Origin of the sequence: Microbispora sp. NBC_01389 (assembly GCF_045040095.1) — a bacterium.
GTDB lineage: Bacteria > Actinomycetota > Actinomycetes > Streptosporangiales > Streptosporangiaceae > Microbispora.
Genome location: NZ_CP109552.1, coordinates 5,703,468 through 5,722,076 on the forward strand (window position 1 = coordinate 5,703,468; position 18,609 = coordinate 5,722,076).

Consider the following 18,609-nt stretch of genomic DNA (forward strand, 5'->3'; position numbering starts at 1 on the left):
GTTAAGATCGCGGATGCACGGTTCCTGTCCCTGCGACCTCTGCGAGGCCCCCTCATGACGGCCATCGACCCCGGGCGGCCCGGCCGGCTCGACCAGGCGCACCGGCTCTCCGAGACGGGCGACCTCGACGCGGCGGCGGCGATCTTCGCGGAACTCGCCGCAGACGAGGAGGCGCCCGACCGCGCCGAGGCCGCGGCGGGCCTGTCGGCCGTCGTGGAGGACATGGCGGAGCGGCTGCTCGCCGAGGGGGAGCCGGAGCGGGCCGCGGACGTGCTGCTGGAGGCGCTGTCGGTGCCCGCGGTGGCCGACCGGGCGCGCCTGCGCGTGCTGCTCGGCATCGCGCACCTGGAGATGGCCTGCGCCCAGTTCGCCGGCGCGGTCGAGGAGGGCCGCGGGCCGGACGCCGAGACCGGCGCGCTGGCGATCGAACTGCTGGCCCGCACGCTGCCCCTGCGGGGGCGTGACGCGGACGCCGAGACCGTGTGGCGCTACGGCCTCGGCCACCCCGACCGGGCGCTCGCCGAGCAGGTGCGGCTGCGCCTCGGCCGGGACGTCCGCCCGGCCATGGAGAGCGTCGAGGCCTAGGCGAGGCCCGAACGGCCGGCGTCGGCCGGCCGGTCGGCGCCGGTTGGTCAGCGGTGCGCGCGGCGGCTCAGCGCGTACGCCAGGTTGACGGCGACGATCCCGCCCCAGGCGAGCAGGAGGCCCGGCCCGTGCGCGGCGCCCGCCGCGATCGCGGTCAGAGGGATGCCGATGCCGAGCGAGCCCAGGGCCACGCCCACCGCGCTGTCCTTCGGGCGCTTTCCGGGAAGCGGCTGGTGCCCGATCTGCGCGGCGACCTCGTTCCGCACCCGTGCGGCGATCTCCACGTCGAGCTTGTCGAGGAACGAGTCGACCAGCGCGTCCTCGTACTCCGGGCCGAGGTCCCGGCGGGCCGCGATGACGGCGCGCAGGTCCTCCCGGGTCGACGACGTCCCCGCCTGCTGCGGCGGCCTGTAGCCCTGCCCGGCTGCGGGCGGTTGCGATGTGATCTCCGGCACCATGACATTCTGGCCCATACTCGCAGGGCCTGCCATCCTCCCCACGGAGGGTCCGCATCTCCTGCCCGGGGCGGAGCCGACTGCCCGGGGCGGAGCCGATACGGTCACCGGCATGGGAACCGCGGTGGAGATCGAGACTCCGCACGGCCCGGCGCTGGCGGAGGTGGACGAGGCCCCGGGCGCCCGGCTGCTGCTGGTGCTGACGCACGGGTCCGGCGGCGGGGTGGACGCCCCCGACCTGCTCGCCGTACGGGAGGCCGTGCTGCCGGCGGGGGTGACGGTCGCGCGGGTGGTCCAGCCGTTCCGGCTGCGCGGAGCCCGGGCACCGGGATCGGCCGTCAAACAGGACGAGGCGTGGCTGGCCGTCGTCGCCGCGCTCCGGGCCCGCCACCCGGGCCTGCCGCTCGTCCAGGGCGGGCGGAGCAACGGCGCGCGGGTCGCGTGCCGCACGGCGCGTGCGGCGGGGGCCGGGGCGGTGGTGGTGCTCGCCTTCCCGCTGCACCCGCCGGGCAGACCTGAGCGGTCGCGGGCGGACGAGCTTCGGCAGGCGGGGACCCCCGTGCTCGTGATCAGCGGGGATCGGGATCCGTTCGGCGTGCCGGACGAGAAGGACGCCGCGCGTCTCGTGGTCCTCCCGGGGGAGGGGCACGAGTTCAGGAGGAACCCCGCCCGGGTGGGCGAGGAGGTGGCGCGGTGGCTGCTCCCGTGGCTGCTGGAGCAGGAGGCCCGCTACTCCGCTAGGCCGCGCTGATCGCCATGTCGGTGGGGCGGTGCGGAGCGATGACGCCGCCGTCCGGCAGCAGCTCCCCGGTGTCCTCGAACAGCACCACGCCGTTGCAGAGCAGGCTCCAGCCCTGCTCGGGGTGGCAGGCTACCGTTCGCGCGGCTTCTCGGTCCTTCGCGTCCGCAGTGGGACAGGCCGGTTCATGAGGGCACATCGCCGGGGCTCCCCGTGTTCTCTATCGCTCGTCTTACGTTCGTGTGTTCCGCCGGGTGTCCGCCGCGTTGCGTATGACATACGACACATCGGACTACTCCAGTCTGCGGTTCGGCCCCATCCGCATGACATAGTCCGTTCGGGGCATTTCCGCCGGTCGGGCTGGGGACCCGACCACACCCCCCGAGCGGCCTCACACACACTGATGTGACCTAGTACACAAGAATGCCCCATTCGAGATAACGCTCCAACCTCGACACGCCGACCATCGGGTAACCGGGAGGCCACAGCTCCGGTGTCAGCGCTGGTCTCAGGCCCGGTGCCGACCGCCGAGACCGCTGATCAGCGCGTCGAGACCGTGCTCGAAGTCGCGCTCGCCCTCGGCGGTCCGCGCGTCGCGCACGGTCGCGTCCGGGTCGGCCCACCCCGACCGCTGGACCTCCACCGCGACGCTGCCGAACACGTACGCCCGCAGCGCCCGCACGGCCGCCTCCGGGTCGCGCGCGCCCGCCTCGCCCAGTTGCTCGGTCTGCTCCCTGATCGCGATCAGGGCCGAGCCCTTCGGCGGCTTGGTGAGGGCCAGCGACAGCACGCCGGGGTGTTCGAGCAGCGCGGCGCGGCTCGCCCTGGCCCAGGCGCGGGCCCTGTCCTGCCAGCCCGGCGCCTCGGCCGGGTCGACGCGTACGGTCGTCACGTGCTCGGCGAGCGCGTCCATCAGCGCCTCCTTGCCCCGGGGCAGGTGGTGGTAGATCGCCATCGCCTCCACCTGGAGGGCGTCGCCGAGCCGGCGCATGGTCAGCCGGCGCAGGCCCTGGCCGTCGGCGATGTGCAGGGCGGCGTCGATGATCCGTTCCCGGGACAGCGGCACGGGTGGTCGCTTGGCAGGCATGGCGAGCATGCTGCCACAGCTTTCCTTACTTCGTAAAGGGCGGCGCACCCTGCGGTACGAGGCCTCGCGCGGACCGCGTACGCTACCGAGTACATGACGCGTACATGAACGTGACTGTGCACAAGCTGGGAACCGAAGGGACTGACGATGGCGTTTTTCCGTCCGCGGGTGAGCCGGGAGGCGGAGGTCCGCTACCACGCGGATCTGGAGATCCGGCGGAACTTCGGCGATGTGCTGGAGAAGGTCCGGGTGGCGCAGCGGCGGTTCCAGGAGGCGAAGGCGGCCGGGGCGCCGCTGCCCGGGCTCCGCGAGGCGGCCCTGGGCCTGGACACCGCGCTGACCGAGGCGCTGCGCGCCGCCGAGGCGGGACAGCGCGCCACCTTCGGGGTGAAGTCCTACGACAGCAGGATCGCCCGGCGCAAGGGACGGGCGACGCCCGACGGCGCGCTGTGGACCGACGAGGTGAACCGCCTGCGCACGATGCGCGAGGCGCACCGGCTCAGCGGCATCCCGCGGATGCCCCGCGTCGGCCGGACGGGCGACCCCGCCCGGCTGACCCCGCGCGACGTGCGCGGGGGCCTCGCCTCCGCCCGCGGCTGACCGCCCGCTCCCGAGACAGCCGTACGGCCCGCACCCCCGAGGGGCGCGGGCCGTAGGTGGTATGTCAGCTGGCCCAGTCGAGCAGGGGCCGGGTGTTGCTCGGGTGGCGCAGCTTGGACAGCGACTCCTTCTCCAGCTGGCGGATCCGCTCCCGGGTCAGGCCCAGGTGCTTGCCGATCTCGTCCAGCGTGTGGGGCTTGCCGTCGGCCAGGCCGAACCGCAGGCTCATGATCTTGGCCTCGCGCGGCGACAGGTTGCCGAGCACGCCCTTGAGCTGCTCGGCCAGCAGCTGCCGGTCGACCACCTCGGACGCCTCGGGCGAGTCGACGTCCTCGATGAGGTCGCCGATGCGGGTCTCGCCGTCCTCGCCGATGGTCGAGTCGAGGCTGATCGGCTGCCGGCTGGTGCGCAGCAGCTCCTCGATCTGGTCGGGCGTCTTGTCCAGCTCGGCGGCCAGCTCCTCCGGCGTGGGCTCCCGGCCGAGCCGCTGGTGCATGTCACGCTCCACGCGGGAGAGCTTCGACAGCATCTCCAGCACGTGGACGGGCAGGCGGATGGTGCGGGCCGAGTCGGCGAAGCCGCGCTGGATGGCCTGCCGGATCCACCACATAGCGTACGTGGAGAACTTGTAGCCCTTGGTGTAGTCGAACTTCTCGACCGCCCGGATCAGGCCGAGGTTGCCCTCCTGCACCACGTCGAGCAGGGCCATGCCCCGGTCGGTGTACTTCTTGGCCACCGAGACCACCAGCCGGAGGTTGGCCTCCAGCATGTGGTCCTTGGCCCTGCGGCCGTCCTCGATGGCCCACTCCAGGTCCTCGCGGACGTGCGCGGGCAGGCCGCTCTCCAGGGCCGTCTCCAGCTTGTACTCGGCGTACAGCCCGGCCTCGATGCGCTTGGCGAGCTCCACCTCCTGGGCGGCGGTGAGCAGCGTGCGGCGGCCGATCGACTTCAGGTAGGTGTGCACCGAGTCGCCCATGACCGAGGAGGTGTCGTCGAGGTCGAGCGGCTCGTTGTCCGCCACCTCGGCCTCCGCCTCGGCGCCGGCGACCTCCTCGTCGACGGGCTCGTCGGCCGCGGTGCCGGTGGTGGTGCCGGCCGCGCTCGCCTTGGCCGTCGGCTTCTTCGCGGCGCCGCCGCGGGCGGGCGCGTCCCCGGCGGCCTGCGCCGCGGCCTGGGCGGCCCGGCGCGACCTCCTGGCGGGCGCCTTGCCCGGCGCCTCTCCGGAGGTCCGCGTACCGGCGGTGAGACCCGGCTCGTTCTCGGCGGCCAGGTTCACGCCCGCCTCGGTGAGCTCGCGGAGGATGGAGCGCCCCTCGACGGGGCTGACGCCGGCCTCTGCGAAGGCCTCGCGCAGCTCCGACAGGGAAAGGCGACCCTGCGTACGGCCGCGCTCCAGGAGCCGGTCGAGCGTCGTCGGGGTCACCTCGCGCTCGTGCGAGTTCGCCACGGCGGTCCGGGGCATGAAGACACCTCCTCCTTGCGGAGTTCATGATCGATTCAGGGTTTCAAATGCTTGTGTGCGGGGCGCGGCGTCCGGCGGCTCAGCGCACCAGTATCAATAACGCTCTCGTGCCCGGTTTGTTCCCAGACTCGGTGGGGCAGGTCTTCCGATTCGGCCGCGCGGGCCGTCTGAGCCGTTTCCTCAGTCGTTGGGCGTGACGATGTCGATGCTGAGCTCGGGCACCGGCATCGGGCTCGCGTCGTCCAGACGCTCGGGCGTCCAGTAGCCGCCGACCTGTTCCGGGTCGTCGGTGAGAACCCTGGACACCACGGAGGAGTCCCCGGTGCCGGGATCTTCGGTGGGGACGGGGCCGAGCTTGGCGGCGGGGGCGTTCTGCACGACCTTGTCCAGCCGGGCGGCGAACGCGGCGGCGGTGACCGAGGCTCCGCCCAGGATGACAAGGCTGACGAGCACGGCGGAGGCCATCATCCTGTGGGCCGGCGTGATCCGGATCGGTCGCATGCGGCGTCCCCCTTCCCCTGCTCCCGGTCGGGCGCTCTCAGTCGACGCCCCTGCTCCTATGACGCAGAAAGGTCATCCGCGGTTCCGGTTCCTGAGTGCGACCATATCCGGTTTGCCGTTCGGCAGGAGTGGAATCCGGGGCACCAGCTCGACGGCGCGCGGCGCGGCGTAGGCGGGTAGCCGCTTCTTGGCGAAGGCCCGCAGGTCGTCCAGCCCGATCTTCAGCCCGGTCTTCCCGGCGACGACCGCCACCACGATCTCGCCCCACTCCGGGTCGGGCCGGCCCACCACGACCACGTCCCGTACGGCCGGATGCCCGGAGAGGACCTCGGCGACCGCGCCGGCCACGACCTTCCGGCCGCCGGTGTTGATCACGTCGTCGGCCCGGCCCAGCACCGTGAGCCGGCCGTCCTCGATCGAACCGAGGTCGGAGGTGACGAACCAGCCGTCGTCGAGGTGTGGCTCGTCCCGGTGGCGGTAACCGGACAGCAGCACCGGGCCCGCGATCCGCACCCGCCCGTCGCCGCCGATCGCGACGTCCACGCCGTCCAGCGGCACGCCGTCGTACACGCACCCGCCGCTCGTCTCGCTCATGCCGTACGTCGTGACGATCCGGGCGCCGGCGGCGCGGGCCTCGGCCAGCAGGCCGGCGGGGGCGGCGGCCCCGCCGAGCAGGATCGTGCGGAAGGCCGCGACGCCGGCCCCGAAGTCGAGCATCCGCCGCAGCTGCGTGGGGACGAGGGAGACGTGGTCCGCGCCGCTCGCGGCGACCGCGGCGGGGGAGAAGCGCGGGTGGACGATCGGCTCGGCGCCGCACAGCAGCGACCGGACGAGCACCTGCGCCCCGGAGATGTGCGAGGGCGGCAGGCAGCACAGCCAGCGGTCGCCCTCCCCGGCCCCGAGCCGGGCCAGCGAGGCGCGGGCCGACGCGAGCAGCGCCTCCGCCGTCAGTTCGACGCCCTTGGGCGCGCCCGTCGAGCCAGAGGTCGCGATGATCAGCGCCGCGCCGGACGGCACGCCGTCCGGCTGACGCCGTACGCCGTCGGGGGTCACGACGTGCGTGGGACGCAGCGCGGCGAGCGCCGCCTCCAGCGCGGGCCGCGGCAGGTCGGGGGAGAGCGGCAGCACGGCCGGCCCGTCGCCGGTCAGGGCCCGCCGCACCGCGTCGTACAGGGCGGGACCGGCCGGCAGGACGAGGGCGTGTACCGGCCGCTGTCCCGGGTGCGTTCGCGGGCGGTGTCCTGGACGGCTGAGCACGGTCGTAAGGTTAGTCCCGGCGCGGTGGCGGGAGGCGACCGCCCGGCCGGTGACGGCGAACCGGTGAACTGTGACGACGAACTGTGACGACAAATTGTGACGACGAAGGAGCGGGTGTGACGAGCGGGGTCGACTGGAAGCGGTCGGGCGAGTACGAGGACATCTTCTACGAGACCGCGGAGGGGATGGCGAAGATCACGATCAACCGCCCCGAGCGGCACAACGCCTTCCGCCCGACGACTCTGTTCGAGCTCCGGGACGCCTTCAACCGGGCGCAGGAGGACACCGAGGTCGGCGTGATCATCTTCACGGGCGCGGGCGACAAGGCGTTCTGCTCGGGCGGCGACCAGAAGATCCGCGGCGACGACGGCTACGTGGACGACAAGACCCACGGCGTCGGCCGGCTCAACGTCCTGGACCTGCAGGTGCAGATCCGGCGCTGCCCCAAGCCGGTCATCGCGATGGTGGCGGGCTACGCCATCGGCGGTGGCCACGTCCTGCACGTGTGCTGCGACCTGACGATCGCCGCCGACAACGCGAGGTTCGGCCAGACCGGCCCGAAGGTCGGCTCGTTCGACGGCGGGTACGGCTCCTGGCTGCTGGCCGAGACCGTGGGCCTCAAGCGGGCCCGCGAGATCTGGTACCTGTGCCGTCAGTACGACGCCGAGACCGCCCTCCAGTGGGGCCTGGTCAACGCCGTCGTCCCCCTGGAGCGGCTGGAGGAGGAGACCGTCCAGTGGGCCCGCGAGCTGCTGGAGAAGTCTCCCCTCGCGCTGCGCATGCTGAAGGGCGCGCTCAACGCGGTGACCGACGGCGCGGCCGGCATGCAGCAGTTCGCCGGTGACGCCACGCTCCTCTACTACATGAGCGAGGAGGCCCAGGAGGGCCGCGACGCGTTCAAGGAGAAGCGCAGGCCCGACTTCGGGAAGTTCCCCCGCCGGCCATAGGGCGTGGTGTGACGGGGTTTGCCCTGGTGTGCCGTACGCTGTCGGCTTCGGGAACGGGAGGAGACGGGCGGTTGGACACAAACCGGGCCGGCCAGAGCGTTCGGGAGGCGCGGCGGTGAACCCGGCTACCGCCCTCGCGACCGTACTGATCGACGAACTGGTGCGCTGCGGGGTCACCGACGTGGTGCTCGCCCCCGGCTCCCGGTCCGCGCCGCTGGCGCTCGCCGCGCACGCCGACTCGCGGGTGCGGCTGCACGTGCGCGTCGACGAGCGCTCGGCCTCCTTCGTCGCGCTCGGCCTGGCCAAGCGGTCCGAGCGGCCGGTGGCGCTGGTCTGCACCTCGGGCACGGCGGCGGCGAACTTCCACCCCGCCGTGATCGAGGCTTCCGAGTCGGGCGTGCCGCTGCTCGTGCTGACCGCCGACCGCCCGCCCGAACTGCGCGGCACCGGCGCGAACCAGACGATCGACCAGATCAAGCTGTACGGATCGGCCGTGCGCTGGTTCGCCGAGGTCGGCGTGCCCGAGGACCGCCCCGGCCAGGTGGCCTACTGGCGGTCTCTGGTCTGCCGGGCCTGCCTCCGGGCCTCCGGGCCGCCGGATCCCGGGCCCGTCCACCTCAACGTGGCCTTCCGCGAGCCGCTGATCCCCGACGGCGACGCGTCGTGGTGCGAGTCCCTCGACGGGGACGCCTCCGGCTCGTGGTTCCGGGCGCGGGTCGCGCCACCATCGGCCGCCCTGCACATCCCGCCGACCCGGCGCGGCGCGCTGGTGGTCGGCGACGGCGCCGCCAACGTGCGGCGCTACGTCGCCGCCGCGGGCATGGCGGGCTGGCCGGTGCTGTCGGAGCCCAACGGCGGCGGCCGGTACGGCGACCACGCCGTCTCCGCCTACCACTTTCTGCTGGGCGACCAGGAGTTCGCCGAGGCCCACCGGCCGGACGTGGTGGTCACCCTCGGCCGCCCGGGACTGTCGCGCCCGCTGCTGTCGTGGCTGCGCCGGGCCGAGGAGCACATCGTGGTGGCTCCCGACCTCACCCGCTGGCCCGACCCGACCCGGTCGGCCACCCAGGTCGCGCAGGCCGTGGAGATCCCGATCGCCGCGGGCGGCGACGCCTGGCTGCGCGCCTGGCGGCACGCCGACCACGTGGCCCGCGAGGCGATCGACGCGGTGCTCGACTCCTCCGGGCTGACCGAGCCGCGGCTGGCCAGGGACCTCGCCGAGGTGCTGCCCAACGGGTCGCTGCTGTTCTGCGGGTCGTCCATGCCGATCAGGGACCTCGACCAGGCCATGCGGCCCCGCAGGGGACTTCGGCTGATGGCCAACCGGGGCGCCTCGGGCATCGACGGCCTCGTCTCCACCGCGGTCGGGGCCGCGCTCGCCCACAACGGCCCGGCGTACGCGCTGATCGGTGACCTCACGCTGCTGCACGACCAGAACGGCCTGATCCTCGGCCCGCGCGAGCCCCGGCCCGACCTGTGCCTGGTGGTGGTGAACAACGACGGCGGCGGGATCTTCTCGCTGCTGCCGCAGGCCGCGCTGGAGGACCCGTTCGAGCGGGTCTTCGGCACGCCGCACGGCGTGGACCTCGGCTACCTGGCCGCCGCGAGCGGCCTGCCGCACACGGTGGTGCAGGAGACGGACGAGCTGTCCAAGGCCCTCAAGGGGGACGGCCTGCGCCTGGTGGAGGCGCGGACCGACCGGGCGCGCAACGCCGCCGTCCACGTCGCGATGCGCGAGGCCGTCCGCGCGGCGATGCGCGACTGATCATCCCTCGGTCGCAGGCGACACGGTCTCGTCTGGTCCTCACGGCGGATGCCGCATCGGCGGGGCGGCGGCAGAATGGGGGAAGCTTTCCGCACTGAGGAGTGACATGCACGTCGACGAGTGGCTGCAGACCATCCCGTCCGTCTGGGTCTATGTGCTCGTGGGCGCCATCATCGGGCTGGAGAGCCTGGGCATTCCGCTGCCCGGCGAGATCGTCCTGGTCAGCGCCGCGCTGCTGTCGTCCCGGGGGGTCGTCGACCCGGTGGTCCTCGGGTTGTGCGCGAGTGGCGGGGCCATCGTGGGCGACTCGATCGGCTACCTGATCGGCCGCAAGGGCGGGCGGCCGCTGTTCGACCGGCTGGGGCGGCGCTTCCCCAAGCACTTCGGCCCGGCGCACATCGCCAAGGCCGAGCAGGTCTTCAACCGTCACGGCATGTGGGCGGTGTTCTTCGGCCGGTTCGTCGCGCTGCTGCGCATCCTCGCCGGGCCGCTGGCCGGCGCCCTGCACATGCCCTACTGGCGCTTCCTCGTCGCCAACGTCCTCGGCGGCGTCGCGTGGGCCGGCGGCACCACGGCCGCGATCTACTACCTCGGCGTCGTGGCCGACAAGTGGCTGAAGGGCTTCTCCTGGGTGGGGCTGGTGATCGCCCTGCTGCTCGGGCTGGGGAGCACGATGTGGCTGAAGCGCAAGGCCGCCAAGGCGGCCCGCGAGGAGGAGCCCGTTCCGGAGACCGCCACCGTCGCCTGAGGAAGGCCGTCCCGGCTCTCTCGCCTTCCGGCATGGTGACCTTCACGGGCCTTTCCTGACGGGCCTTGACCTTCCACCGGGGGAGCGGACACTCTGCACCCGGCGCCGGCCCCGGACCTTCTCCGGGTCCCGTCGCCCGCCGTCCGCTCCGAGGCAGAGGGTGAGCCTTGCCCCCCAGGTCATCCGTGGTCACCCGCGCCCCGGCACCTCCGCGTGCGACCGGGCCGCGTGCGCCGCCTTCGCCGCCGTCGTACCCGCGTCCGTGAAACGTTCAGCGCCGGCCCCGGCGCCCGGCGGGCCGCTTGCAGGCCCGGGCGCCCTCGCGCCGGCAGGGAGAAGGGAAGACCGTGCGACGCACTCAGGTACACGCGGCACTGGCCGCGCTGGCGGTCACCACGACGTTGCTCCCCACGACGTCGCTGCCCGCGGCGGCCGCTTCGCCCCCGGCCGGCCCGCTCCCGGCCGGCCCGGCTCAGGCGGGGCGTCCGGGGAAGGCCGTTCCGGCCGTTCCGGCCGCTCCGGTCGCTCCGGCGACGGCGCACACCGCCGGCCGGGTCGAGGCCGCCGGACGCTCCGTGCGGTACAGCTGGCCGGGCGTCTACTTCGAGGGCCGCTTCCGCGGCACCGGCGTGGGGATCGTGCTCGACGACGCCGCCAACGACTACGACGTCCAGATCGACGGCGCCACCGTCGCCACGCTGGTCACCCCCGGCCGCACCACGTACTGGGTCAAGAACCTCCGCAACGGCGCGCACGGCGTACGGCTCGTCAAGCGCAGCGAGAGCCCGTGGGCGGTGGGCGAGTTCGGCGGGTTCGTCGCCGCCCCCGGCGGCGCGATCCTGCCCAAACCCGCCGACCACCGCCGGCAGATCGAGTTCATCGGCGACTCCTACACGGCGGGCTACGGCAACATGTCCGGCACCCGCGACTGCCCGGCCCCGGGCCAGATCGACAGGACCACCAACGCCGACGTCAGCTTCGGCGCCCTCACCGCGCGCGGGCTCGGCGCCGACTACCAGATCAACGCCTTCTCCGGGCGCGGCGTGGTGCGCAACTACAACGGGATCGAGCCGGGCACCGACTACCGCACCTACTACGACCGGGCCCTGATCGGCGTGCCGGGCGACGTCTGGAAGAACCCGGGCACCTGGCACCCGCAGCTGATCGTGATCGGCCTCGGCATCAACGACTTCTCCACCGCCATCAACCCGGGCGAGCCGTGGACACCGGAGAGCCTGGTCGCCGCGTACAAGCGCGCCTACCACGGCTTCATCGACAAGCTCCGGTCCCGGTACGGCAAGAAGGCGATGATCGTGGTCAGCGCCACGTACATGTCCAACACGACGGCGTTCGCCGACGCGGCGCGGCAGATCGTCCAGGACCGCAACAAGCGGGGCGACGACCGGGTCCGCTACTGGTACTACGACAACACGGACCTCGACTACGGCGGCTGCGACTGGCACCCCTCTGCCCACGACCACAAGATCATTTCACGGCGCCTCGGCGACTTCGTCGCCACCCTCCCGCTGCGCTGGTGACAACCCCGCCAAGCCGGGTGGCTGAGCCGTCCGCCACCCGGCACCGGCGGAGCTGGTTCCGGGACTTTCCACAGGGGCGCGGCGTCGGGTGCGCCGCGCATGTGCTGCACTACCGGTCATGACGATCGTCCGTTCTCTGGTGTTGTTCGTCCTCGCGGCCGTGTTCGAGATCGGCGGGGCGTGGCTGGTGTGGCAGGGCTGGCGCGAGCATCGGGGGGCCGCCTGGATCGTCGCCGGGATCCTCGCGCTGGCCGCCTACGGGTTCGCCGCCACGTTCCAGCCCGACGCGCACTTCGGTCGCATCCTCGCCGCGTACGGCGGGGTGTTCGTCGCCGGATCGCTGCTGTGGGGCGTGGTGATGGACGGCTTCCGCCCCGACCGCTGGGACCTCGCGGGTGCGGCCATCTGCCTGGTCGGAGTGGCGGTCATCATGTACGCCCCGCGCGGCTGAGTGCCGTCTCCTTCGACCACGCGGGGCCTTGCCTCCTGTGACGCCAGGTAATCAATTGGCTGCCTTGTGTTAGGCGGGTGGCGATGAAAGGATTAGGTCAAGTGTTCGAAGCGTAGGTGCTGCGAGAGGAGGGGGAGATGGAATCTCCGGCGTTCGGCGTGCCATCGCCTCGTCCTCCAGCTGATCCATGGTGGGCCAGGATCATCGACGGCCCGCCCTTCTGGTCCTCGGAGGACTCGCTCGCGCCCAGGCCCAGCGCTGAGGAAGCCCCCAGTCCTCGCCCTGCCGGCCTCCCGGGTCACGCTGTTGACCGCGCTCGCCACCAGGACGGCGTGCAAGGGAACCCCATCGCTGCGGGTGGCGGCACTTCCACCGCGAGACCTGCCGGCGAGGTCCCGGCGAACCCAGCCGATGACGCCCACGCCGGCGATGCCGCCGCCGAGCACCGTGACGCCGTGTACCGGAGAAGCGCGGCCCAAAACGCCCCGGGTAGCACTTCTGGCTGCACTCCCGGCGCTCCTGGTGATGCTCCCAAGGGTGCCTCCGGTGACGCCTCCAGCGATGTTCCCGACGATGTCCCCAGTGGTGCCGCCGGTGCTGCTTCTGGCGCTGCCGTTGGAGGCACTTCCGGCTCGGGGTCGTCGTCGTGGGTGGCGGTGGCGGCTCTTGTCGAGGCGGCTCGGGTGGTGGCGTTGGTGCCGGTGCCTGAGGACGCGGGTGTGTGTCTGGCCGAGGCGGAGGAGTTGCTTGCGGTCCGTGATCGGATCACTTCGGCGTTGGCGGCCCGGGTGGGGCGGGTGCATCGGGCGGGGGAGGCGAAGCACCATGGGCATGCGTCCACGAAGTTGTGGCTGCGTAGCGCTGGGGGGATGACGCCCGCGGGGGCGGGCCGGTTGGTGACGATGAGCATGGAACTGCACCGTCTGCCGAAGGTCCGCCGCCTGTTCGCGGAGGGTGGCCTGACCGAGGGGATCGTGGAGGCGATCTGCACCGCCACCGCGGGGTTGACCGACGACCAGGCCACGACCGCTGAGCGGATTCTGCTGGAGTTGGCGAACTCGGCGGGTGCGGCGGAGGTGGCCAAGGCGGGGCGGTACCTACGCGCGGTGCTCGACCCTGACGGGCATGAGAAGGACGAGCAGGCGGACTTCGATCGCCGGTTCTTCCGGGTCCGCCGGCGTAGGGGCGGCGGTGTGGAGGGGGAGTTCTACCTGCCGGTGGAGGCGGCCGCGCGGTTGCGGCACATGCTGGACGTCTACGCCAAGCCGAAGGCGGAGGGTGATGACCGGCCGTTGAGTGTGCGGAACGCGGACGCGTTGATCGCGTTCTTGGAGAACAAGATCGTGACTGAGCTTCTGGTGCTGGTCAACGCCGAGTCTCTCCCCGACGACCCCCCGAGTGGCACTTTCTGCGACGAGGGTGAGCCCACCGTCGACGACGGCGAGCCCACCATTGAGGAGCCCGCCGACGGAGAGCCAGAGCCCGCCGACGAGCAGTCGGAGGGTGCGGAGCCGGGCACACGGCCACCGGCCGTCAGCCCCGAACGCACAGCCACCAGCCCCGAACGCACAGCCACTGTGCCCCCGGGGGGCGGTGATCGCTCAGCCCACGAGGACGGCTGCTCGACCGTCGCGCCCTCCGCAGGAGACGACACCTCCCCTGCCGCGCCCAGTGCCGCCTCCCATGCCCCCTGCCGTGCCGCCTCCGGTGCGGGTGCGGGTGCGGGCGCGGGCGCGTGTGGGGGCGCTGACGGGCAGGAGCCTGTCACCGGCCGCGCGGCCGCCGGTAGCTCGCCCATGGACGGTCCGGCTGCCGCCTGGCCGCACTTCGACCCCACCGGCAGCCACGAGCGCGGCCACGAGCACGGCCACGAGCGCGGCGACCTGCGCGACTGCGATGACGTCCAGCAGGGCCACGCCAACGACCACGCCGACGACCACGCCGACGACTCTGACGACGACTCTGACGACGACTCTGACGACGACCCCGGCACTCAGGAAGAGGGCATCGAGCGAGGACACCGCAGAAACCGAGCGCGGCCGCAGCAGGCACCCCCGCAGCAGGCACCCCCGCAGCAGACGCATGCCCCTGATCCCCCACCCGAGCCCGACGCCCCGCCGGATGCGGAAGGGAGCGCCTGCCCGGGAGGCGACGCCGGGGTGGGAGGCGACGCCGGAGTGGGAGGCGACGCTTGGCCTGGCGGTGGCGCCTGGCCGGGCGGTGGCGCCTGGCCGGGAGGCGACACCTGGGCGGGGGTGGGAGCCGACGCGCCGCCGGGAAGCAGTCCGCCGGGAGCGGGCGGCAATGCGCCGCCGGGGGTGTGGTTGCGGGGGTTGCCGGGGCTGATCCTGGCGACCGGGCACCTGCTGCCCGTCTCCAGCGTGCACCGGCTGGCCCGCAGCAGCAGCCTGGTGAGGATCGTCATGAACGCCGCCGGGCAGGTCCTCGACATGGGCCGCAAAGTCCGCCTCGCCACCCCCGCCCAGCGCCGGGCGGTCTTCGCCCGGTACGCCACCTGCTGGGTCGACGGCTGCCCCCTGCCCGCCACCATGTGCCAGATCGATCATTGTGACAACTGGTGCAGCGGCGGGCTGACCGACCTGAAGCTGCTCGGGCCGGCCTGCCAGTTCCACAACCGCGACCGCTACCGCCACCCCACCCGCTACACCCGCCGCAAGATCGGCGACGACCGCTGGGCCTTCGCCTACCGCAACCCCCGAACCACCCGGAAACGCGAATGAGACACGGGACAGGCCAGGGGCCGCGGGAGTCCAGCCGATGCGAGCCGATGTCAGCGCGGCGGGACGCCGTCGCCGAACTATGAACCGGTCTGACCTTACTTCGTAAAGTGGCGGGCTCAATAGACTGGCAACGTGACAGCGCCGTACCGGACGATCAGAACCGTCGTCGAGCATGAAACCGAGATCCGCCGCTCCCGCTTCATCTGCGCCCTGGCTCCGGTGGACGGGGAGGAGGCAGCACGGGAGTTCATCGCCGAGCGTAGGAGACTGTACGCCGACGCCAGTCACAACTGCGTGGCGTACGTGATCAGCGAAGGCGGCGGCAGCAGAGGGGTGCGCCGGGCGGACGACGACGGTGAGCCGGGCGGTACGGCGGGCACGCCGATGCTGGAGATGCTCACCCGGCGCGGATTCGCGGACGTGGTGGCCGTCGTCACCCGTTACTTCGGCGGGGTGCTGCTGGGCGCCGGCGGTCTCGCCCGCGCGTACGGCGGCACCGTGGGGGAGACCCTCGACCGGGCGCAGGTCGTCGATATGGTTCCCGCGGCAGTCGTGACCGTGTTGGTCGGCCACGCCCAGGCCGGCAGGTTGGAGAGCGATCTGCGCGCCTCGTCGTACGCGGTGCGCGGTGTCGACTACAGCGTCGACGACGGGGACGGCCATGGCGCGCGGGTGGCCTTCGAGGTCACCGTCGCCGAGGATCGGCTGCCCGCCTTCGAGGAGTGGATCGCGGCGGTCACCGCCGGACGGGCCGAGACGGCCCTCGGCGAGACCGTCCACCTGGCCCGCTGAGGCCCACCGGTCACCGCCGCAGCTCACCCCTCCAGGGCGTACTGCATGACGCGGAGCTTGGCCTGTGCCTCGGCGAGTTCCATGGCCGGGTCCGAGCCGGCCATGATGCCGCAGCCGGCGAACAGCCGGGCGTGCCTGCCGGAGATGTAGGCGCAGCGCAGGGCGATGCCCCACTCGCCGTCGCCGTGCGCGTCGATCCAGCCGACCGGGCCGGAGTAGCCCCCGCGGTCCATACCCTCCAGTTCGCGGATCAGGCCGAGGGCGGTGCCGGTGGGCGTCCCGCCGACGGCGGCCGTGGGGTGCATGGCCGCGACCACGTCGAGCACCGACGCGCCGTCGGACAGCCGCCCGGTCACCCGGCTCGCCAGGTGCTGCACGTTGGGCAGCACGAGCAGTTCCGGCTCCTCGGGCACGTGCAACGCCGAGCACAGAGGGGCCAGGGCCTCACGAACCGAGGCGACCGCGCAGGCGTGCTCGTGCCGGTCCTTCTTCGACGCGTACAGGGCGGCGGCGCGGGCGGCGTCGTCGGCCGGGCCCGACCCGCGCGGTGTGGTGCCGGCCAGGACCAGTGACTCCACCGCCTGGCCGGTGTGCCGGACCAGAAGTTCGGGGGTCGCGCCGACCAGGCCGTCCACGGAGAACGTGTAGCACTCGGGGTAGCTCCGGGCGAGCCGGCCGAGCAGCACGCGGATGTCGATGTCCCGGTCGGCGACGGCCGTCAGGTCACGGGCGAGCACCACCTTGTCGAGGCCGCCGTCCCTGATGCGGCGTACCGCTCGCGCGACCCGGTGCTCCCACTGGGGCGCCGTCAGCGTGCCGTCGCCGTACCGGATGCGGCCGTGCTCCACCGGAGGGCGGGCCAGTTCGAACGCGTTGTCGCCGATCGTGGTGAGCCAGGCGCGGCCGTTCCGCCGGGCGAGCACCACGCGGGGGACGACCAGGACGGTCCCCGGGGCGTCGGCGTCGAACGTGAAGGAGCCGAAGGCCACCGGGCCCGAGCCCGGCATGCCGACCTCGTCCCGGATGAGCGCGCCGGCGAACAGCGAGGAGAGCCAGCCGCGGGCCCAGTCGAACCGGCCGGGGCCGGGAGGCACCATCGCCCGCGCCGCCTCCCCCCAGCCAACCAGTCCCTCGCCGTTCCTGATCCACGCGTACGGCGCGGCGCCGGGCAGGCGTGCCAGGAGATCGTCGGGGTCGCTCACCGCGACCGTGCGAACCACCAGGGGCTGGATAAGGGCGACACTCACCCGAATCACTCTACGCACGATCTGAACATGTTCGACAAGAGGCCCCCGCATGCCGCCTGAGCCCATTCTGTCAAGCCGCGATAGGAAATCGGTCACGGAAGGCCCGCCTTCCCTGAAAGCGATAGAGCGCACCTCCAAGAAATCCCTACCGTTGATCTTCCGGAGGTGTACATGCTCAAGAAGATCGCGCCTGTCCTGGTCGCGCCTGTCCTTGCCGCGTCCGTCCTGCTCGTGCCTGCCGCCGCCCACGCCGGCACGTCCCCCACCGTGATGGCCGCGCTCGGCGACTCGATCAGCGCGGGGTTCAACGCCTGCGGCTGGTACGTCGCCTGCAGGTCCCGCTCCTGGTCGTCGGGCGACAACCCCAAGGTGGACAGTCACTACCTGCGCCTGCTCGCCTCGGAACACGCGATCAAGGGGCACAACCTCAACTTCGCGGTCCCCGGCTCGACCAGCGCCGCCCTCGCCGGGCAGGCCCGGCAGGCCGTGCGCGACAAGGCCGACTACGTCACCGTCCTCATCGGCGCGCAGGACGCCTGCGTCGGCTCGGAGAAGGAGATGACGCCGGTGCCGGTGTTCCGGCAGCATATCGAGGAGGCCTTCGCCGTGCTCCGGCCGACCGGCGCGCGGGTCTTCGTGGCCAGCATCCCCGACATCGAGCACCTGTGGCGCATCGGCAGGGGCAACGGGTGGGCGCGGGCCTTCTGGGCGGTCGGCCACATCTGCCAGGCGATGCTGGCCAATCCCCGGTCGACGGCGAAGAAGGACGTGGCCAGGCGCGACCGGGTGCGCGAGCGGGTGATGGACTACAACGAGCAGCTCAGGGAGGCGTGCGCCCTGTACGGCCCGGCCTGCCGCTACGACGGGGGAGCGGTCTTCTCCTACCCGTTCACGCTCAAGGAGGTCAGCGGCTGGGACTACTTCCATCCCAACGCCGACGGGCAGCGGGCCCTCGCGAAGGTCACCTACGACGCCGGTTTCTTCCGCGACACCGACGCCTGACCTTTCATCACCCGGCCCGTCCTCACCCCGGCCCGTCCTCACCCCGGCCCGTCCTCACCCCGGCCCGTCCTCACCCTGGCGCGACGTCACGGGAGCGGTGCGCGCGCACCTTGTGCCGGTTCCCGCACCGCTCCATCGAACACCAGCGCCGGCTGCCGGGGCGGGAGGTGTCGACGAAGATGAGCGGGCAGCCGTCCGCGGCGCACTCGCGCACCCGCGCGGCGAAGGGCCCGGTGAACAGGTCGATCGCGTCCCGCGCGACGGCCGCCACCACCTGACGGCCGGTGACCGGGGGAGCCCAGGACCTCCGCCCGTCCACGGTCATGACGGGCGCCGGCGGGGCCGCCGCGGCCGCCTCGTTCACCGCGTCGACATCGGCCTGCCGTGGCGTACGGCAGTGCGCCCGGTCGGCGGCGAGCCCCCACAGGGCGGCGCGCAGGACCTTCGCCCGGGCCAGGTCGTCCACGGTCGTGTCCACCCGGTCCAGGCCGAGCCGGGACACGGCGGTCCAGCGGGCGAGGTCGGCCGGCTCGTGCAGGGACTCGTAGCAGGCGTAGACCCCCACGCCTCCGCTCATGAGGAACTCCAGGCAGAGCGCGCCCGGATCGAACCGGAAGGTGGCCCCGTCGCGGGCGCGTAGCGTCAGGCTCATGTAACCATTCTCGTGTAACCACTGTCACTGGTTACCGGTA

General features: G+C 72.8%; 19 protein-coding genes. 11 read left to right on the forward strand and 8 right to left on the reverse strand.

Annotated elements, in window-relative coordinates; all coding sequences use genetic code 11:
• The first annotated feature begins 54 nt into the window (after positions 1–54).
• Positions 55–585: a hypothetical protein gene (locus OG344_RS25135; RefSeq protein WP_405085192.1), complete on the forward strand. Its 531-nt coding sequence runs from the start codon at positions 55–57 to the stop codon at positions 583–585.
• A 47-nt stretch (positions 586–632) separates the two neighbouring features.
• On the opposite strand, the gene OG344_RS25140 is transcribed toward OG344_RS25135, so the two are convergent.
• Positions 633–1,058 (reverse strand): hypothetical protein, encoded by a 426-nt coding sequence (locus OG344_RS25140; RefSeq protein ID WP_405085193.1) that lies wholly within the window; start codon positions 1,056–1,058, stop codon positions 633–635.
• Positions 1,059–1,152: 94 nt separating this feature from the next.
• Here OG344_RS25140 and OG344_RS25145 point away from each other — a divergent pair, with 94 nt between their 5' ends.
• Positions 1,153–1,791: an alpha/beta family hydrolase gene (locus tag OG344_RS25145; protein ID WP_405085194.1), complete on the forward strand. Its 639-nt coding sequence runs from the start codon at positions 1,153–1,155 to the stop codon at positions 1,789–1,791.
• On the opposite strand, the gene OG344_RS25150 is transcribed toward OG344_RS25145, so the two are convergent.
• Together OG344_RS25150 and OG344_RS25155 are read right to left on the reverse strand one after the other, a co-directional pair.
• Positions 1,778–1,978, reverse strand: a complete 201-nt coding sequence (locus tag OG344_RS25150) for a DUF5999 family protein (RefSeq protein ID WP_111698608.1) — start codon at positions 1,976–1,978, stop codon at positions 1,778–1,780. The genes OG344_RS25145 and OG344_RS25150 overlap by 14 nt on opposite strands.
• Positions 1,979–2,287: 309 nt before the next feature.
• Positions 2,288–2,875 (reverse strand): TetR/AcrR family transcriptional regulator C-terminal domain-containing protein, encoded by a 588-nt coding sequence (locus OG344_RS25155; RefSeq protein ID WP_405085195.1) that lies wholly within the window; start codon positions 2,873–2,875, stop codon positions 2,288–2,290.
• A 138-nt stretch (positions 2,876–3,013) separates the two neighbouring features.
• Between OG344_RS25155 and OG344_RS25160 the strand changes: the two genes are divergently transcribed.
• Complete coding sequence (locus OG344_RS25160; protein ID WP_405085196.1) at positions 3,014–3,466, forward strand: hypothetical protein; 453 nt, start codon at positions 3,014–3,016, stop codon at positions 3,464–3,466.
• Between the two features lie 64 nt (positions 3,467–3,530).
• On the opposite strand, the gene OG344_RS25165 is transcribed toward OG344_RS25160, so the two are convergent.
• The 3 genes from OG344_RS25165 to OG344_RS25175 all read right to left on the reverse strand — a co-directional run bounded on the left by OG344_RS25165 (position 3,531) and on the right by OG344_RS25175 (position 6,686).
• Positions 3,531–4,928: an RNA polymerase sigma factor gene (locus tag OG344_RS25165; protein WP_405085197.1), complete on the reverse strand. Its 1,398-nt coding sequence runs from the start codon at positions 4,926–4,928 to the stop codon at positions 3,531–3,533.
• 180 nt (positions 4,929–5,108) lie between these two features.
• Positions 5,109–5,429 (reverse strand): hypothetical protein, encoded by a 321-nt coding sequence (locus OG344_RS25170; protein WP_327045749.1) that lies wholly within the window; start codon positions 5,427–5,429, stop codon positions 5,109–5,111.
• Between the two features lie 72 nt (positions 5,430–5,501).
• On the reverse strand, positions 5,502–6,686 hold the full coding sequence (locus OG344_RS25175; RefSeq protein ID WP_405085198.1) for an AMP-binding protein: 1,185 nt from the start codon (positions 6,684–6,686) through the stop codon (positions 5,502–5,504).
• A 116-nt stretch (positions 6,687–6,802) separates the two neighbouring features.
• On the opposite strand from OG344_RS25175, the gene menB reads away from it, so the two are divergent.
• The 7 genes from menB (at position 6,803) to OG344_RS25210 (ending at position 15,668) form a co-directional block, all read left to right on the forward strand.
• Complete coding sequence (gene menB / locus OG344_RS25180; protein WP_327045751.1) at positions 6,803–7,633, forward strand: 1,4-dihydroxy-2-naphthoyl-CoA synthase; 831 nt, start codon at positions 6,803–6,805, stop codon at positions 7,631–7,633.
• A 115-nt stretch (positions 7,634–7,748) separates the two neighbouring features.
• Complete coding sequence (gene menD / locus OG344_RS25185) at positions 7,749–9,398, forward strand: 2-succinyl-5-enolpyruvyl-6-hydroxy-3-cyclohexene-1-carboxylic-acid synthase (protein WP_405085199.1); 1,650 nt, start codon at positions 7,749–7,751, stop codon at positions 9,396–9,398.
• A 106-nt stretch (positions 9,399–9,504) separates the two neighbouring features.
• Positions 9,505–10,146, forward strand: coding sequence for a DedA family protein (locus OG344_RS25190; protein WP_327045753.1), 642 nt, complete (start codon positions 9,505–9,507; stop codon positions 10,144–10,146).
• Between the two features lie 347 nt (positions 10,147–10,493).
• Positions 10,494–11,684, forward strand: coding sequence for an SGNH/GDSL hydrolase family protein (locus OG344_RS25195; protein ID WP_405085200.1), 1,191 nt, complete (start codon positions 10,494–10,496; stop codon positions 11,682–11,684).
• Positions 11,685–11,802: 118 nt separating this feature from the next.
• A complete protein-coding gene (locus tag OG344_RS25200) occupies positions 11,803–12,135 on the forward strand; it encodes a YnfA family protein (RefSeq protein ID WP_327045755.1) in 333 nt (110 codons plus the stop codon).
• A gap of 137 nt (positions 12,136–12,272) precedes the next feature.
• Positions 12,273–14,876, forward strand: coding sequence for a DUF222 domain-containing protein (locus OG344_RS25205; RefSeq protein ID WP_405085201.1), 2,604 nt, complete (start codon positions 12,273–12,275; stop codon positions 14,874–14,876).
• Positions 14,877–15,008: 132 nt separating this feature from the next.
• Positions 15,009–15,668, forward strand: a complete 660-nt coding sequence (locus tag OG344_RS25210) for an IMPACT family protein (RefSeq protein ID WP_405085202.1) — start codon at positions 15,009–15,011, stop codon at positions 15,666–15,668.
• Positions 15,669–15,691: 23 nt separating this feature from the next.
• Here OG344_RS25210 and OG344_RS25215 read toward each other — a convergent pair whose 3' ends face one another.
• Positions 15,692–16,921 (reverse strand): isochorismate synthase, encoded by a 1,230-nt coding sequence (locus tag OG344_RS25215; protein ID WP_327049595.1) that lies wholly within the window; start codon positions 16,919–16,921, stop codon positions 15,692–15,694.
• Between the two features lie 165 nt (positions 16,922–17,086).
• Between OG344_RS25215 and OG344_RS25220 the strand changes: the two genes are divergently transcribed.
• Positions 17,087–17,917, forward strand: a complete 831-nt coding sequence (locus OG344_RS25220) for a GDSL-type esterase/lipase family protein (protein WP_405085203.1) — start codon at positions 17,087–17,089, stop codon at positions 17,915–17,917.
• A 70-nt stretch (positions 17,918–17,987) separates the two neighbouring features.
• On the opposite strand, the gene OG344_RS25225 is transcribed toward OG344_RS25220, so the two are convergent.
• Positions 17,988–18,569: a CGNR zinc finger domain-containing protein gene (locus OG344_RS25225; protein WP_405085204.1), complete on the reverse strand. Its 582-nt coding sequence runs from the start codon at positions 18,567–18,569 to the stop codon at positions 17,988–17,990.
• Positions 18,570–18,609: the final 40 nt, after the last annotated feature.